Raw genomic sequence first — 15,340 nt, 5'->3', positions numbered from 1 at the left:
AGCCACTAGGGACTGTCCGATTGCGAGGAGGTTGTCAGTGTTCCACCCATGAGCGTCCGCCGGAAAACATGTGTTTCCGAAACGGTCTCTGCCACAACGTCATTCACCTGTGTGAAGAGTCGTGGAGATGTGCTCCTTAGAAAGGAGGTGATCCAGCCGCACCTTCCGGTACGGCTACCTTGTTACGACTTCGTCCCAATCGCCAATCCCACCTTCGACGGCTCCCTCCACAAGGGTTAGGCCACCGGCTTCGGGTGTTACCGACTTTCATGACGTGACGGGCGGTGTGTACAAGGCCCGGGAACGTATTCACCGCAGCGTTGCTGATCTGCGATTACTAGCGACTCCAACTTCACGGGGTCGAGTTGCAGACCCCGATCCGAACTGAGACCGGCTTTAAGGGATTCGCTCCACCTCGCGGTATCGCAGCCCTCTGTACCGGCCATTGTAGCATGTGTGAAGCCCTGGACATAAGGGGCATGATGACTTGACGTCGTCCCCACCTTCCTCCGAGTTGACCCCGGCAGTCTCTCACGAGTCCCCGCCATGACGCGCTGGCAACATAAGATAAGGGTTGCGCTCGTTGCGGGACTTAACCCAACATCTCACGACACGAGCTGACGACAGCCATGCACCACCTGTACACCGACCACAAGGGGGGCCATATCTCTACAGCTTTCCGGTGTATGTCAAACCCAGGTAAGGTTCTTCGCGTTGCATCGAATTAATCCACATGCTCCGCCGCTTGTGCGGGCCCCCGTCAATTCCTTTGAGTTTTAGCCTTGCGGCCGTACTCCCCAGGCGGGGTACTTAATGCGTTAGCTACGGCACGGATCCCGTGGAAGGAAACCCACACCTAGTACCCACCGTTTACGGCATGGACTACCAGGGTATCTAATCCTGTTTGCTACCCATGCTTTCGCTTCTCAGCGTCAGTTACTTCCCAGAGACCCGCCTTCGCCACCGGTGTTCCTCCTGATATCTGCGCATTTCACCGCTACACCAGGAATTCCAGTCTCCCCTGAAGTACTCTAGTCTGCCCGTATCCCCTGCAAGCTTAAGGTTGAGCCCCAAGTTTTCACAGAAGACGTGACAGACCGCCTACAAGCTCTTTACGCCCAGTAATTCCGGACAACGCTCGCACCCTACGTATTACCGCGGCTGCTGGCACGTAGTTGGCCGGTGCTTCTTCTACAGGTACCGTCACTTGCGCTTCGTCCCTGTCAAAAGGGGTTTACAACCCGAAGGCCGTCATCCCCCACGCGGCGTCGCTGCATCAGGCTTTCGCCCATTGTGCAATATTCCCCACTGCTGCCTCCCGTAGGAGTCTGGGCCGTGTCTCAGTCCCAGTGTGGCCGGTCACCCTCTCAGGTCGGCTACCCGTCGTCGCCTTGGTGGGCCGTTACCCCACCAACAAGCTGATAGGCCGCGGGCCCATCTCGCACCGATAAATCTTTCCACCCTCGAACATGCATCCGAAAGTCATATCCGGTATTAGACCCAGTTTCCCAGGCTTATCCCAGAGTGCGAGGCAGATCACCCACGTGTTACTCACCCGTTCGCCGCTCGTGTACCCCGAAGGGCCTTACCGCTCGACTTGCATGTGTTAAGCACGCCGCTAGCGTTCGTCCTGAGCCAGGATCAAACTCTCCGTTGAAGACTCTCAACCACACCCCGAAGGATGCAATCAGAAGAATTAACCAGAGTCCGAAAACCATGGCAAAACAAAACGCCAGCAAAAAGTATTTGCTGACTAAATGTCCGACCTCTCAACCGGGGGGTATGAGAAGCCGGAACCAATTAAATAATTGGCACTGACATTCATCGACACACTATTGAGTTCTCAAAGAACAGGCGCACACACCATCCGGCCGATTTAACGACCCTCCAGTGAGGCAACTTTTCCAGCCTAGCTTCTCTGCTCCAACGAGTCAAGCTCGGGTTCAGATGGGCTTTACCTGTTTGGTCAGGCGCTCCTCGTACAACCTCGTGTCCGGTTCCGCATTTCCAGCCTCTGAGCTGGGCGTTTGGCTCCCGGTCGGTGTCCGTGTCGCTCTGACCTGGAATAAGTTACGTGGCGGGAAACGCCACGTCAAATCGCCTGGTCAGGGGTCCGTAACCGCAGGTCGCGAGGGCGCGATCCGGACCTTTCGACGACCTGGGCCATCCGAATGTGACCCAGGTCATGTCGATCGGCTCTAATCGGCCCTGCGGACACCGGCGAAGTTCTTCTTGCCGCGACGCAGTACCAGCCAGCGGCCGTGCAGGTAGTCGGAGTCGGACGGCGTCCACTCCAGATCCGAGACGCGTTCGTTGTTCACGGCCGCGCCACCCTCATTGACAGCACGGCGCGCCGCGCCGCGACTGTCGGAGAGTCCGGTGGCCACGAGCAGGTCCACGATCGTGGAGCTGCTGGTGGATTCGGCGACCTTGCCGTCGACGGCGGCTTCGGTCAGCGCGGCGGCCATGGTCGATTCGTTCAGATCACGGAGTTCACCGCGGCCGAACAGGGCCTGACTCGCCAGCTGCACGGAGTGGGTGTTCTCCTCACCGTGTACGAGGGTCGTCATCTCGGCGGCCAGGCGGCGCTGCGCCTCCCGGGCGTGCGGACGCTCGAGAGTCGCCTGCTCGAGCTCGTCCAGTTCCTCCCGCGAGAGGAAGGTGAACCAGCGCAGGTAGCGGACCACATCGGCATCGGCCGTATTCACGAAGTACTGGTACCAGGCGTAGGGGCTGGTCATCTCCGGATCGAGCCAGAGACTGCCGCCGCCGGTGGACTTGCCGAACTTCTTGCCGTCGGCGGAGGTCACGAGCGGCACGGTCAGGGCGTGCACATGCTCGCTGTCGACGCGGCGGTTCAGCTCCACGCCCGCGATGATGTTGCCCCACTGATCCGAACCACCGACCTGCAGCCGGCAACCGTGATTGCGGCGCAGCTGCAAGTAGTCGTTGGCCTGCAGCAGCATGTAGGAGAACTCGGTGTAGGACATGCCGTCGCTCTCCAGGCGGCGCTTGACCGTATCCCGGGCCAGCATGACGTTCACCGAGAAGTGCTTACCGATATCGCGCAGGAACGAGACCGTGCTCAGCGGTCCGGTCCAATCCATATTGTTGGCAATGATCGCGCCCGTGGGTGAATCGTCGAGATCGACGAAGCGCTCCAGCTGGGAGCGGATGCGGCCCGCCCACTCGGCCACGGTGTCGGTGGAGTTCATGCTGCGCTCGCCGACGTCGCGAGGATCGCCGATCAGGCCGGTCGCGCCGCCCGCGAGGACGACGGGGCGGTGGCCCGCACGCTGAAAACGCTTGAGCGCCAACAGCGGAACGAGGTGTCCGGCGTGCAGGCTCGCGGCAGTCGGGTCGAAGCCGGCATAGAGGGTGATCGGCCCCTTCGCCAGATCCGCACGCAGCGCGTCCAGGTCGGTGGACTGCGCGATCAATCCGCGCCAGGTCAGTTCATCGATAATGTCGCCGCTCACGTCTCCCCATCTTGCCATTCCGCCTCCCCGCAACTTTTGCGCCCGGCCTGGGTGCCGCAGTCAGTCGTGCACGCGGCCGCCGGTGGAGGAACGAAACAATTTTGGCCGTCCCCGGCGAGTTACCCCGACCTTGCGAAATCCGTTGTCGCCTCACCTCGCGAACAAGCCCCGTCTGCGAGGTGAGGGACGAGGAGGCGTCAATGCCGGTGTGACCGGCACGCGTCTGATCCGCCACCGAGTGTCCTCGGGGGCGGATCAGGTGTCGAAGCAATATTCAAGGGGGTCAGCGGTTGAGCAGTGTGGCGAAGGAGGCGCGGCGCTCGTAGGCGATCCAGGCGAACATCACGGCCAGGACCAGCGGGAAGGGGGCCAGGGCGGCATTGTGCAAGAGGAAGACCTGGGTGGCGGCGGCCAGCACCGTGGTGATGGACAGGCCCGCGGCGGCCGGGCCGCTCAGACGGGGCACCAGCAGGCCGATGCCGCCGGAGACCTCGACCACGCCGGTGAAGTAGCGGAACCATTCGCCCCAGCCGATATCGCGGAAGGACTGCACGGCGTCGTGCTGGCCGACCAGCTTCGGCAGGCCCGAGGCGATGATGAAGAACAGGCCGAAGAGGATCTGCAGGGTCCAGAGCACCCGGTTGCGGGTCTTGCTCGGGCCGGCGGTGGTGGCGGAGGTCTGGGCGGGGGCGGCGATGGCGGTCATGGCGAGTTTCCTTCGGGGGCTTGCGAGTTCGGGGTCGAGCTCGGTCATACGTAGAGACGGAGCCCGTTTCGAAAACTCATCGGCGATCCCGAAAAGAATCTTGAAATTGCACTTTGCCCTGCTCAGCGCCCCGAGAAGTATGGGGTCGCAGTACCTGCGGCAGATACGCGGTCGATGATGGTCGCCGAACGTCCCGCTGGGCCGATCACCTCACCGCCTACGTCAATACCGCCTGCCTCTACGTCAACGCCGTCTTCAGAGAGGTGAGGTGGACGCGGCTCGCGGTGGCGGCGATCTCGGGCTTGCGGGCGCGGATGGCCACATAGAGGTCTTCGTGCGCATGGTGGTCCGCCCCCGGATCGGCGATCGGGCGGATGCGGAGCATATCGACCATGGCGCGGCGAAGGCGCGGGACGAAGGCGTTGAACATCTCCAGCAGGATGTCATTGTGCGCGGCGGCGATGATCGTGCGATGAAAAGCGGTGTCGGCGTCCACGAGTGCTTCGACGGAATCGCCGGCCTCGGCGCGCGCGGTCAGGGCGCGCAGAATATTGCGCAGGTCGGCGGGGGTGCGGCGCTGCGCGGCCAGGGCCGCGGCTTCGGCCTCGATCGCAATGCGGGCCTCGATGACCGCTTCGATATCGGCGCGGCGCAGCACCGTATCCCAATCCTCGGCCACATCGAGTGCGGTGACGAAAACACCTGCGCCCTGGCGGCTTTCGAGCACACCCCGCCCGGCGAGTTCGCGAATGGCCTCCCGCAGCGTGGAGCGGCCGACGCCGAGCTGCGCGGCGAGCGTCGTCTCCCCCGGTAGCCGGTGTCCCAGCTCCCACTCCCCCGCTCGCAGCCGTTCCAGTAGTACTTCGGCGGCTTGTGCGGCGAGCGGGTGCCTCTGGACCTGCGACATATCCTTTTTCCCTCTCTACTTGTCTGAGGAGTGATTCCCGTTTAGTCTAAGCCACATGACTCAGGGTGTGCTGCTTCTGCTTCTCCGCCGCGGCGGGGTCTGACCGACCGGCACCCTCCCGCGGGTTGAACTGCTGCGCCGGTCACTCTTCCGACGCGAAAGACAGCAATCATGTTCTCTTCCACCACGTGGAATCATCAGCAGCCGTCCGCCATGCCGTCGCATCGGTATCGCGATGTGTACGAACGGGTTTCGGTACCGATCACCGATCGGCAGTGGCCCTCGAACCGGATCACCGCGGCGCCGCTGTGGGTGCCGGTCGATCTGCGGGACGGCAATCAGGCGCTGGCCGAGCCGATGGACCCGGCGCGTAAGCGGCGATTCTTCGAAATGCTGGTGGCCATGGGCTACAAGGAGATCGAGGTCGGGTATCCCAGCGCCTCGCAGACCGACTTCGATTTCGTGCGGCTCATCGGTGCCGAAGGACTGGCGCCGGAGGATGTCACCATTGTGGTGTTCACGCCCGCCCGCCGGGATCTGATCGAGCGGACCGTCGAATCGATTCGCGGCATCACCAATGACGTGGTCATCCATATGTACATCGCGACCGCGCCGATCTGGCGGGATGTGGTGCTCGGCGCCTCGCGCGAGCAGGTTGCCGACCTGATCACCGCCGGTGCGCGCGATATCGCGGCGCTGGCCGGGGAGCTGCCGAATGTGCGGTTCCAGTTCTCCCCCGAGGTCTTCATGCTCACCGAGCCGGATTTCGTCCTGGATATCTGCGATCGGATCACCACGGTCTGGGAGGCGACGCCGCAGCGGCCGGTGGTGCTGAACCTGCCCGCGACGGTCGAGGTGGCGACGCCGAATGTGTACGCCGATCAAATCGAGTACATGCACCGGAATCTGGCGCGGCGCGAGAGCGTCATCCTGTCGGTGCATCCGCACAATGATCGCGGCACCGGCGTGGCCTGCGCGGAGCTGGCGGTACTGGCCGGTGCGCAGCGGGTGGAGGGGTGCGTATTCGGCAATGGTGAGCGCACCGGCAATGTCGATCTGGCCACCCTCGCCTTGAATCTGCATGCGCAGGGCGTGAATCCGATGATCGACTTCTCCGATATCGACGAGATCCGGCGCACGGTGGAGTACTGCACGCGGCTGCCGGTTCCCGAGCGGCATCCGTATGCGGGCGATCTGGTGTACACGGCGTTCTCCGGGACGCACCAGGACGCCATCAAGAAGGGGTTCGCCGAGCATCGGGCGCGAGCGGCGCAGATCGGCGTGCCGGAGAGCGAGATTCCTTGGGAGGTACCGTATCTGCCGATGGATCCGGCGGATGTGGGACGTTCCTATGACGCCGTGATCCGGGTGAACTCACAGTCCGGCAAGGGTGGAATCGCCTATCTGCTGCAGGAGGAGTACGGGCTGGACCTGCCGCGGCGTATGCAGATCGACTTCGCGCGGCATGTGCAGCGGCATACCGACAGCACCGGGGCCGAGGTTTCGGCGCGCACGCTGTGGGAGCTGTTCACGGAGGCGTATGCCCGAGAGCTGAAAGTATTGCCGGACAACGCTGTTCCGGAAGCAGGCTCTGTTGAGGAACTGGTACACGCGCTGGCCGAACAGGATTGTGTCATCGAAGTGCTGGCGCTGCACCAGCAGGCGCCGGGCCGCACCGGATTCGCGGCCGCGGTGGTGTATCTGGAGTACCGGAACGGGCAGCAGGTGCGGTGGGCATTCGGAACGGGCGAATCCGCTGCCCAGGCCGGGCGCGCGGCGGTGACGGCAGCGGCGGACCGCTGCCGGGCAACGGTCGAGGTGTAATTCCACGCTGCCGCCGCGCGGTGCGAACCGCGCGGCGGCACAACCGATTCCGCGACAGCTCAGGCGTCCGGGTCGCGGGGCTGGGAGTCGCCCAGCCGCCGTTCCAGTTCGGTCACGCGGCGTTCGAGAGCCTCGAGGCGGCGCGTCATCGAGCTGGCCCCATAGACGGACTTCGCTGCGGGCGTGGCGGATTCGGCATTCGATCCACGTATTTCGAGAATGCGGCTGCGCACCCGCCCGGCGCCGGCGTCCATGCTGTTCAGTATCTGCGCGGCCACGCCCTCACCCTCTTCGACCAGCCCGAGCAGCAGATGTTCGGTGCCGATCTCGGAGTCCCCCAGCTCTTTCGCCTCGTACAGCGACAGCTCCAGCACCCGCTTCGAACGCGGCGTGAAGGGAATGTGGGCGGCCGGCTCGCGGGATCCCTCCCCGATGAGCTGCTTGACCTTGGTGCGCACAGCCTCCAGGCTCACCCCCACATCCTCGAGTGCGTGTGCTGCCACACCGTCGTGCTCGCGGATCAGCCCGAGCAGCAGGTGCTCGGTGCCTATGTAGTTGTGGTTGAGCAGTCTGGCTTCCTCCTGCGCCAGCACCACCACCCGGCGAGCCCGGTCGGAGAATTGATTGAACATGAGACCTCCAGTGGAGCGACTTCCATTCCACGGTAGCCCGCACGCGGCCCGCGGTCGCGGAATCCGCTGGTGTGCTCCAGGTTCAGGCGGGGCGATCGAGCCGCGGCGCGCGCGGGCTGCGCCGGTAGACCGACACGGCGGGCGAATCCGCCAGCCACAGCCGCCAGGGCCGTTCGGCGGCGAGCCGGACGCCGACCCTCGGACCGGCGGAAACGGCTGCGGGCTCGATGATTTCGGGAGTCAGCTCCAGCCGGATCGCGGATTTCGCGGCGAAGAGGTCGGTTCCATAGTCGCCGAGGGTGATTCCCAGGGCACTGCCGAGATTGCCCGGCCCCCTTGCCAGATCGGCATCGGTGCGCGCCGCGGGCCGGCGGCCGCGCGCGAGGTCGTGGCCCGCGATCACCTCGCCGGCCCGGATCAGCACCGCGCCGGCGGTGCCGTCCGGGCCGGTGGTGACATTCACGCAGGTGTGCATCCCGTAGCTGAGGTAGACGTACAGCACCCCGGGCGGGCCGAACATGACGGCATTGCGCGGCGTGGGGCCCGGATACGAGTGTGCGGCCGGATCGGGCCACGGACCGGCGGGGTCGCCCCCGTACGCCTCGACCTCGGTGACGCGAATTCCCACCGCCCCCGACCACAGGGTCGCGCCGAGCAACCGGCGCGCGGCGACCAGCGGTTCGACAACGAGTTCCTCAGCAGGCACAGCTACCGATTGTGTCCTATGACCCCGACACGGTCACAGCCACTTCGCGACCCCGTGATGGCCGGAGCAGGTGCCCCGGTGATTCTCACTGAAGCTGTAGTCTCCGTCCTTGCAGAGGGCGGTAGCTCCCGGCGGTGCGCTGGGGGCCTGCTGTGGGCGCGGAACGCAGTCGCCGTCGACATTGTCGTATTCGGTCGCCGAGCAGGAGGCGTGCAGCAGTGGTGCGGCGGTCGCGGGAGCGCCGAGCAGCGCACCCGCGCCGAAGAGCGCGGCGGACACGGCGGGCAGGACGAAGCGCAGTACGCGCTTCCGGTATTCGATTGTCAACTGAGATTCCTTGTACGAGAACAGTTTCCGCCAGAAGGTGAAGGCCCCGGCTCAGGCGCCGAACACTACCGCATCGGCGGCGCGACCCGGTGCGATTCGGCCGATGGCTAGGGCGGCCATACACCCGGGGAGAACACTCATCCCCCAGTTGGTTTTGCCCCCAGGGCTATTCGCTCGCGGGCCGCAGGCCGTCGAGCTTGTCGGGGTTGACCTGGAAGCGGAGGTTCTCGATGCGGCCGTCGACAACGTCGTAGGTGAGCGCGCCGACGATGTAGTCGCCGATCTTGCCGAGAATGCTGAGTTCGCCGTTGACGAAAGCGGATTCGAGGTAGATGCCCGCGCTGATCGGTTTGGCCATGACGCCGAGCATCCAGCGGGCGACATGATCGGGGCCGTGCAGCGGGCGGCGGGCGGCGGTGACCTTGCCACCGCCGTCGTTCCACAGCGTGACGTCGGGCGCGAGTAGTTCCATGAGCGCATTCAGATCACCGCCCTGGCAGGCGGCCATGAATTTGCCGGTGATCTCGCGCCGCGAGGCATCGTCGGCGTCGAATCGTGGTCGGCGGGACTGCACATGGGAGCGGGCGCGATGCGAGATCTGCCGCACCGTGGTCTCGGGGCGGTCCAGGAATCCGGCGATTTCGGCGTGCGAGTAGCCGAAGACTTCGCGCAGGACGAAGACGGCGCGCTCCACCGGTGTGAGGGTTTCCAGGACGACCAGCATGGCGGTCGACACGGTGTCGGCCACTTCGGTCTCCTCGGCGGCATCGGTGGTGGTCAGTAGGGGTTCCGGCAGCCATGGGCCGACATAGGTTTCGCGGATGGCCCGGGCGGAGGTGAGCCGGTTCAGGGCCAGATTGGTGACGGTGCGAACCAGGTAGGACTTGGGGTACTCGACCGAATCACGGTCGGTGGCATGCCATTTGATCCAGGCGTCCTGCAGGACGTCCTCGGCGTCGGTGACGGTGCCGAGCATCTGGTACGCCGTGCCGAACAGCAGCCGGCGATGTTCGACGAAGGGGTCGATCGTCGCGTCGGGCTGGGCGGGCGTGCCGCTGTCGTGGTCCTGCATGGGATTCATATCTACCGGGCCTTGCGCATCGAATCCATCGGAGGGCCGGGATGCGCTGTCGTATCCCGGCGTCCGATAGCCAAGTCATGCGGTCTTGCGGGTGGCGCGGCCGCCCTTGGACAGCTGCACCGAGACCGTCATGTGCTTGCTCATCTTGAAGCTCGGCACCGGGCTGCCACTGACCATCGCCTTGTAGGCAATGGCGGCCCGGCCCCGCAGGTACCAGCGGTTCGGGGTGTCGTCGGCATTCGTGAACTGGATGACCGCGTCCTTGCGGCCCAGGCTCACCGGCTGGTGGATGTAGCCGAAACGGAAGGGCCGCACTGCCTTTCCGCGCAGTTCACGAGCGATGGCGTCCGCGGTGTATGCCGCGGTCGGCAGGCCGCTCTGGCAGGTGCCGTGGATCGGGCCCCACACCTGCGTGACGGCGGCGGCGTCACCGATGGCATGGATCTCCGGGTGCGAGGCCGAGCGCAGGGTGGCGTCGGTGACGATCAGGCCGCGCGCATCGGTGGCGATACCGGCCGCGGCGGCCAGCGGTGCGACCTTCACACCGGTGGTCCACAGCGTCAGATCCGAGGTGTGCAGTTCACCGGTGCTCAGCTGCACTGCGTCGGGGAGCACCTTGGTGACCTTCACGCCGACGATCCGCCGCACGCCGAGCCGGTCCAGGGCGCGGTTCAGGTGGGCGCGGGCCTTATCGCCCATCATCGCGCCGGGCTCGGCCTGGCTGACGAGGGTGACGGTGAGGCCGGGGTGGGATTCGGCGATTTCCGTCGCGGCTTCGATGCCGGTGAGTCCGCCGCCGCATACCGTGACGGCCCCACCTGCGCTGGCCGCCTCGGTCAGACGCTCCGAGAAGGCATGGGCCCGGCGGGGATCGTTGAGGGTCCAGGCGTGGTGGTCGGCGCCGGGGACCCGGCTGGTGTCGGTGCTGCTGCCGAGCGCGTAGACCAGGGTGTCGTAGTTCAGCTGCGCATTGTCGTCGAGGGTGACGGTGCGGGCGGCGGTATCGATGGCGGTGGCCGCGGCCTGGTGGAATTCCACGCCCGAACCCTCCAGCAGATCCGCGATGCGGTGGTCGGCCAATTCCTGACCGGCGGCGACCTGGTGCATGCGCAGCCGCTCGGTGAATCGGGCGGACGGATTGACCAGGGTGATGCGCACGGCCTGCTTGCGGGTGCGGCGGCCCAGCCGGATGGCGGCCAGCATGCCGGTGTAGCCGGCGCCGAGGACGACGATTTCGTGGGTGTCGGTGGTGTTCATCGCTGCGCTCCTGAGTGTGTCGCGTGGTGGTTCGGCTATGGGACAAACCAGGGCCGCGGAACGTGACACCCGGTGCGGGTGACGCCGGTCACAGCGGAATCTTCGGTCCGCGTTCCGGGTTGGAACTGGCGATGGCCGGGTCTCCGGCCTGCGAATTTCCGTCTTCGAGTGAGGTGTGATGGCCGTACAGGTCGAGATCTGGACCGATATCAACTGCCCGTTCTGCTACTTGGGCAAGGCGCGATTCGAGGAGGCGCTGCAGGCGTTCCCGCATCGCGACAGCGTCGAGGTGGTGCACCGGTCCTTCGAACTGGATCCGACGCTGCCGCACGACCACAGTGACGCCGTGGTACCGCATATCGCGGAGAAGTACGGCATCAGCGAAGAGCAGGCCGCCGCCAATGAGCGCGGTATCGGCGCTCAGGCCGAGGCGATGGGGCTGACCTATCAGATCGAGGGGCGTGATTTCGGCAGCAGCTTCGATATGCACCGGCTGCTGCACTTCGCCCTGGCCCAGGGGCGACAGGAGGCAATGCTGAATGCGTTGTACGCGGCCAACTTCGCCGAGGACGCGCCGCTGTTCGGCGATGCCGAGCGGCTGGTGCGCGTCGCGGTGGGCGCCGGATTCGACGAGGCCGGGGTGCGCGCGGTGCTCGATGATTCCACCGCGTACGCCGAGGCGGTGCGCGCCGATGAGGCCGAGGCCGCGGCGCTGGGTGCCCGCGGTGTGCCGTTCTTCGTGATCGATCGCAAGTACGGGGTGTCGGGCGCGCAGCCGTCCGAGGTGTTCGAGCAGGCGCTGCGGCAGGCGTGGACCGATCGCGCCCCGGTACTGCAGACGGTTGCCGAGGGTGACGTGTGCGGTCCGGATGGTTGCGCTCTGCCCGAACGCAATTGAGGTAGTCGCGGGTCAGGGGTGCGTGGTGCGGGTTCGGCGTAGCGCCACCAGAACCAGCACCCAGACCACTGCTACCGCCACCGCGAGACCCAGGATGTAGTTGCGGTCCAGGATGGTCGGGTTGGGAAGGGCTCCTTCTCGGCCGATCACCGGGACTGCGATGAGTAGCAGTGTCACGGTGCAGACCGCACCGCATGCCACTGGGGCCCACCAGGATTCGGGGAGCACCCGGCGGGCGGCCACGCCCAGGGTTGCCGCGAGCGGTGCGAATACCCCGTCGTGCAGCAGGATTCCGCCCGCGAACCAGAGTGCGATCGAGCGCAGGTCGGTGGGGTTCATCTGCAGCAGCAGGCTGATGCCGTACCAGCCCAGCCACAGGCCGAGCACGACCAGCAGTCCTCGGATGATTGTCATGCCAGCACCTCGATGGTCGAAAGCCATTTGGTTTGCAGGACTCCGGGGCGATTCGGCGCGATGAGACGGCACGGGTAGCCGTGGTCCAGGTCCAGCTCCTCGCCATTGACGCGGAGGGCGACCAGGGTGGAGGCGTCGATCGCATGCCGCCGCGGGAGGACCGTGGTGCGGTACAGGCCACCGGACTCCAAGGATTCGAAACGCACGTCACCGCTGCGGTATTCACCGACGGCGGCGAGCAGATCGCGCAGCCGCACACCCGACCAGTGCGCCGAAGCACTCCAGCCTTCGACACACGCGATCGGCAGCGTCGACTCCGACTGCGGCAGCGCCGCGAGCTCGGCGCGGCTGAACGCACGCCGCACGCCGCCGACATCGACCATGAGCCGATAGGCCGAATCCTGCGCCCGCTCCCCCACTCCGGCGGCTGCCGCCGTGCGATTCACTGGAAGTCCCTGGGGCCCTTCGCCACTCCTCGGCGAGAGCACTGCCACCCACCGCAGGAACGGTATCGTCTGCCCGGCCACCGCAAGTCCCGCGACGGCGGCGGCGATCCCGGCGGCGCTCAGCACAGCGCGCCGGGAAATACCCGGCTGCGCGACAGACGTCGAATCACCCCGCACAACAGCCGATTCCGGCAATGCCGTTGTCCTAGCGGGCGATGTGGGCGAACTGTCCGACGCGCGAGAACCTCCATGCTCCGGCACCAGGTCCGAATCACTATGCCCAGCAACAGGCTCGGCGGTCGGTGCCGCCGCCCCCGGCATGGGCGGGATACCGACGTCCGGTGGCATCGCGACCGAGTGGTCCGACGCGGCGGCATTCTCCGGCAGCACCCGGGCCGAGGTCCGTTCCGAGACTGCGGGTTGCCCCTGTTGCGGCTCCCCCGCATCGAGCGGTTCCGTACGCCGCATTGCTGTCGAATCACCCTGTTCAACAGCAGATTCCAGCTCAGGGTCCGAGACTGCAGCCGGTTTCGCCAGGGGGCGGGCCAGGGCCGTGCGGATGATCGGGAGTTTTACCGCGAGGTGGATGGCGAGGGCGCCGACGGCTACGTAGGACATGGCGTAGTGGGTGGTGGTGAAGAAGAATTTCCAAGGGTAGAACTGTGCGGTGTTGAACAGGCCGGTGACCAGTTGGAAGATGACCGAACCGACCAGCAGCGCAATGGATCCGCGTTCGAGCATGCGGAGGGGGTTGCCGATGAGTGGGCGGCTGAACAGTCTCGGGAAGACCGCCCAGAGTTTGACCAGCAGCAGCGGGATGGCGATCACGCCCGAGATCACATGCGTGCCCTGGGTGACGCGGTAGAGCCACACCGGATGTGCGGGCCAGTAGAACCAGGTGGGCGGGTGTTGGATCCAGTGGCTGATCAGCCCGGTGAGGAAACACAGTGTGATGGAGATGCCCAGGGCGATGCCTACCCGCGCCGCCACCGCCGGACCCCGTCCGGCCGACACCTGCGACGCGATCAGGGCAGGCACGAGCAGAGCCGGCGGCTCCGGCTCCGGGTCCAGCGGGGCGATGCCGCCCCGGGTCTTCGACACTGTCGTCTCCAATACTCGTAATCTGTTGTCACACAATGAATTAATGCCGGTCGAGACGGCGCAGGTCCGCAAGTGCCGGTGCGCTCACGGGGCCACCTCCGGGCGGCCGTTCGCACCGCCCCACCTGAGCGAGGCCGGAGAGCACGCGAGGCACCGAGGTGAACGGGTTACAGCAGGGCGGGAGTCGAGGCCGCGTTGATGAGGTCGAGGGTGGCGGCGAACCGGCCGGTGGATTGGGCGGCGACGGACAGAGCGTCGGAATAACAGTCCACGTCGGTGAGCACCGGCAGGCGGTGCACTCGATAACCGCAGCGGCGCAGGGCTTCCCGGGTGAGGTCGCCGGTGCGGGAGGTGGACATGGGGACATCGACGAGTAGGCGCGCGGGGCGGGGGTCGGTCAGTCCGAGTGCCCACCAGCCGCCGTCGGCGGCGGGGCCGAGGACGGTGTCACCGGTTGCCGCCAGCCGGGCGGCGGAGCGGGCAAGCAGTTCGGGACCGGCCTGCGGGGTGTCCATACCGATCTGCAGGACGGGCAGTCCGAAGCGGGCGGCGTCGGCGTGCGCGTTGGCCAGTCGCTCGCCGAAGGTGTTGCCGCGCTGCTGGATTACCGTGAAGCCACGCAGGGCGGCGGCGATCGTGCCGGATTCTTCGGCCATGGCGAGGTTGCCGGTCCAGGCGACCACGCGCTCCTCGGATCCGCAGGAGCGCACCGAGGCGAGCGTGTCGAGTAGGGCGGCGGCTGCCAGCCGGGCGGCATCGCGGGGTGGAAGTGGCGGGGTCAGGCGGGTTTTGGCGAAACCCGCGATGGGGGCTTTCGCGACGATGAGCAGGGTGGCGGGAATGGTCATCGGACACTCCAGAAGTCTTTGGCGGCCCGGACAGTTCCGCGCCACGAACCGGAAACCTTCGATACGCCATGTGTTCTCGGCCGATAGGTGATGTCGCGTTCGACAAGTCGCCAACCGGAACGAGCGGCGGCCACCAGCAATTCGAGCGGATAGCCCGAGCGCGGGTGCAGTGGGCCGAGAGCCAGCAGCCGGGCGCGGTGCACCACGCGCATGGCGGCCACATCGTGGACGGCGAGACCGTAGCGCCGGCGCAGGCGGGCGGCGACGATCTGATTGCCGAGCCGGGCATGCCAGGGCCAGGCCCCGGCCCGATGCGGGCGGCGCCGGCCGACGACCATATCGACGTCGGGTCCGAGTTCGGCTACCAGCAGCGGTAGTTCGCGCGGGTCCATGGAGCCGTCGCCGTCGAGGACGGCCACCACTTCGGTGCGAGCCGCGGCCACGCCGGCCTGCACGGCGCTGCCGTAGCCGGGCACCGGTTCGGCGATGACGTGCGCCCCGGCGAGCCGGGCCACGGCGGCGGTGGCATCGGTGGATCCGTTGTCCACCACGATCACCCGATAGTCCCGGGGGATTGCCGAAAGTACGCCGGGCAGTGCGCCTGCCTCGTCCTTGCACGGGATCACGACGGTGACTCCGCGTTCAACCTTGGATTCGGTCACCTCTAAGACGGTAGAGCCGCGCGGGTCGAATGAACCGGAAGCGACCGGTGAC

Annotated in this window: 13 protein-coding genes, 1 rRNA gene and 1 pseudogene; 2 read left to right on the top strand and 13 right to left on the bottom strand. The window is 66.1% G+C overall.

Features of this window, described 5'->3' with window-relative positions; all coding sequences use genetic code 11:
* Positions 1-140: 140 nt before the first annotated feature.
* From OG716_RS02290 to OG716_RS02275, 4 genes are all read right to left on the bottom strand, one after another.
* Positions 141-1,657, bottom strand: a 16S ribosomal RNA gene (locus OG716_RS02290).
* A 541-nt stretch (positions 1,658-2,198) separates the two neighbouring features.
* A complete protein-coding gene (gene tyrS / locus OG716_RS02285; RefSeq protein WP_405139464.1) occupies positions 2,199-3,479 on the bottom strand; it encodes a tyrosine--tRNA ligase in 1,281 nt (426 codons plus the stop codon).
* 283 nt (positions 3,480-3,762) lie between these two features.
* Positions 3,763-4,185: a DoxX family protein gene (locus tag OG716_RS02280; protein ID WP_405136045.1), complete on the bottom strand. Its 423-nt coding sequence runs from the start codon at positions 4,183-4,185 to the stop codon at positions 3,763-3,765.
* A 238-nt stretch (positions 4,186-4,423) separates the two neighbouring features.
* Entirely contained in the window at positions 4,424-5,092 is a 669-nt protein-coding gene (locus OG716_RS02275; RefSeq protein WP_405136044.1) for a FadR/GntR family transcriptional regulator, read from the bottom strand.
* Between the two features lie 171 nt (positions 5,093-5,263).
* Between OG716_RS02275 and OG716_RS02270 the strand changes: the two genes are divergently transcribed.
* On the top strand, positions 5,264-6,916 hold the full coding sequence (locus OG716_RS02270) for a 2-isopropylmalate synthase (protein ID WP_405136043.1): 1,653 nt from the start codon (positions 5,264-5,266) through the stop codon (positions 6,914-6,916).
* Positions 6,917-7,014: 98 nt separating this feature from the next.
* On the opposite strand, the pseudogene OG716_RS02265 reads toward OG716_RS02270, so the two are convergent.
* From OG716_RS02265 to OG716_RS02245, 5 genes and pseudogenes are all read right to left on the bottom strand, one after another.
* Positions 7,015-7,548, bottom strand: a pseudogene (locus tag OG716_RS02265) (Clp protease N-terminal domain-containing protein); the annotation flags it as partial.
* An 82-nt stretch (positions 7,549-7,630) separates the two neighbouring features.
* Complete coding sequence (locus OG716_RS02260; protein WP_405136042.1) at positions 7,631-8,254, bottom strand: DNA-3-methyladenine glycosylase; 624 nt, start codon at positions 8,252-8,254, stop codon at positions 7,631-7,633.
* 33 nt (positions 8,255-8,287) lie between these two features.
* On the bottom strand, positions 8,288-8,581 hold the full coding sequence (locus OG716_RS02255) for a DUF3761 domain-containing protein (protein ID WP_405136041.1): 294 nt from the start codon (positions 8,579-8,581) through the stop codon (positions 8,288-8,290).
* 166 nt (positions 8,582-8,747) lie between these two features.
* Complete coding sequence (locus tag OG716_RS02250) at positions 8,748-9,662, bottom strand: RNA polymerase sigma-70 factor (RefSeq protein ID WP_405136040.1); 915 nt, start codon at positions 9,660-9,662, stop codon at positions 8,748-8,750.
* Positions 9,663-9,737: 75 nt separating this feature from the next.
* The gene (locus OG716_RS02245; protein ID WP_405136039.1) at positions 9,738-10,919 is read right to left on the bottom strand and encodes an NAD(P)/FAD-dependent oxidoreductase; all 1,182 of its coding nucleotides are present in this window, start codon (positions 10,917-10,919) and stop codon (positions 9,738-9,740) included.
* Positions 10,920-11,097: 178 nt separating this feature from the next.
* Between OG716_RS02245 and OG716_RS02240 the strand changes: the two genes are divergently transcribed.
* Complete coding sequence (locus tag OG716_RS02240; protein WP_405136038.1) at positions 11,098-11,817, top strand: DsbA family oxidoreductase; 720 nt, start codon at positions 11,098-11,100, stop codon at positions 11,815-11,817.
* Between the two features lie 12 nt (positions 11,818-11,829).
* Here OG716_RS02240 and OG716_RS02235 read toward each other — a convergent pair whose 3' ends face one another.
* From OG716_RS02235 to OG716_RS02220, 4 genes are all read right to left on the bottom strand, one after another.
* Positions 11,830-12,231 (bottom strand): hypothetical protein, encoded by a 402-nt coding sequence (locus OG716_RS02235; protein WP_405136037.1) that lies wholly within the window; start codon positions 12,229-12,231, stop codon positions 11,830-11,832.
* Positions 12,228-13,778, bottom strand: a complete 1,551-nt coding sequence (locus OG716_RS02230) for a molybdopterin-dependent oxidoreductase (protein WP_405136036.1) — start codon at positions 13,776-13,778, stop codon at positions 12,228-12,230. The genes OG716_RS02235 and OG716_RS02230 overlap by 4 nt, the downstream gene beginning before the upstream one ends.
* A gap of 167 nt (positions 13,779-13,945) precedes the next feature.
* Positions 13,946-14,626, bottom strand: coding sequence for a DUF2064 domain-containing protein (locus OG716_RS02225; RefSeq protein ID WP_405136035.1), 681 nt, complete (start codon positions 14,624-14,626; stop codon positions 13,946-13,948).
* On the bottom strand, positions 14,623-15,288 hold the full coding sequence (locus OG716_RS02220; RefSeq protein WP_405136034.1) for a glycosyltransferase family 2 protein: 666 nt from the start codon (positions 15,286-15,288) through the stop codon (positions 14,623-14,625). Before OG716_RS02220 ends, OG716_RS02225 begins: the two co-directional genes overlap by 4 nt.
* Positions 15,289-15,340 lie beyond the last annotated feature (52 nt).

Origin of the sequence: Nocardia sp. NBC_01388 (assembly GCF_045040085.1) — a bacterium.
GTDB lineage: Bacteria > Actinomycetota > Actinomycetes > Mycobacteriales > Mycobacteriaceae > Nocardia.
This window is presented reverse-complemented; position numbering and strand designations above follow the sequence as displayed.

What these genes read in the sequence shown, in the direction of transcription:
- OG716_RS02280 (WP_405136045.1), bottom strand. Translation starts at nt 4,185, where the DNA reads ATGACCGCCATCGCCGCCCCCGCCCAGACCTCCGCCACCACCGCCGGC.
- OG716_RS02275 (WP_405136044.1), bottom strand. Translation starts at nt 5,092, where the DNA reads ATGTCGCAGGTCCAGAGGCACCCGCTCGCCGCACAAGCCGCCGAAGTA.
- OG716_RS02270 (WP_405136043.1), top strand. Translation starts at nt 5,264, where the DNA reads ATGTTCTCTTCCACCACGTGGAATCATCAGCAGCCGTCCGCCATGCCG.
- OG716_RS02250 (WP_405136040.1), bottom strand. Translation starts at nt 9,662, where the DNA reads ATGAATCCCATGCAGGACCACGACAGCGGCACGCCCGCCCAGCCCGAC.
- OG716_RS02245 (WP_405136039.1), bottom strand. Translation starts at nt 10,919, where the DNA reads ATGAACACCACCGACACCCACGAAATCGTCGTCCTCGGCGCCGGCTAC.
- OG716_RS02240 (WP_405136038.1), top strand. Translation starts at nt 11,098, where the DNA reads ATGGCCGTACAGGTCGAGATCTGGACCGATATCAACTGCCCGTTCTGC.
- OG716_RS02235 (WP_405136037.1), bottom strand. Translation starts at nt 12,231, where the DNA reads ATGACAATCATCCGAGGACTGCTGGTCGTGCTCGGCCTGTGGCTGGGC.
- OG716_RS02225 (WP_405136035.1), bottom strand. Translation starts at nt 14,626, where the DNA reads ATGACCATTCCCGCCACCCTGCTCATCGTCGCGAAAGCCCCCATCGCG.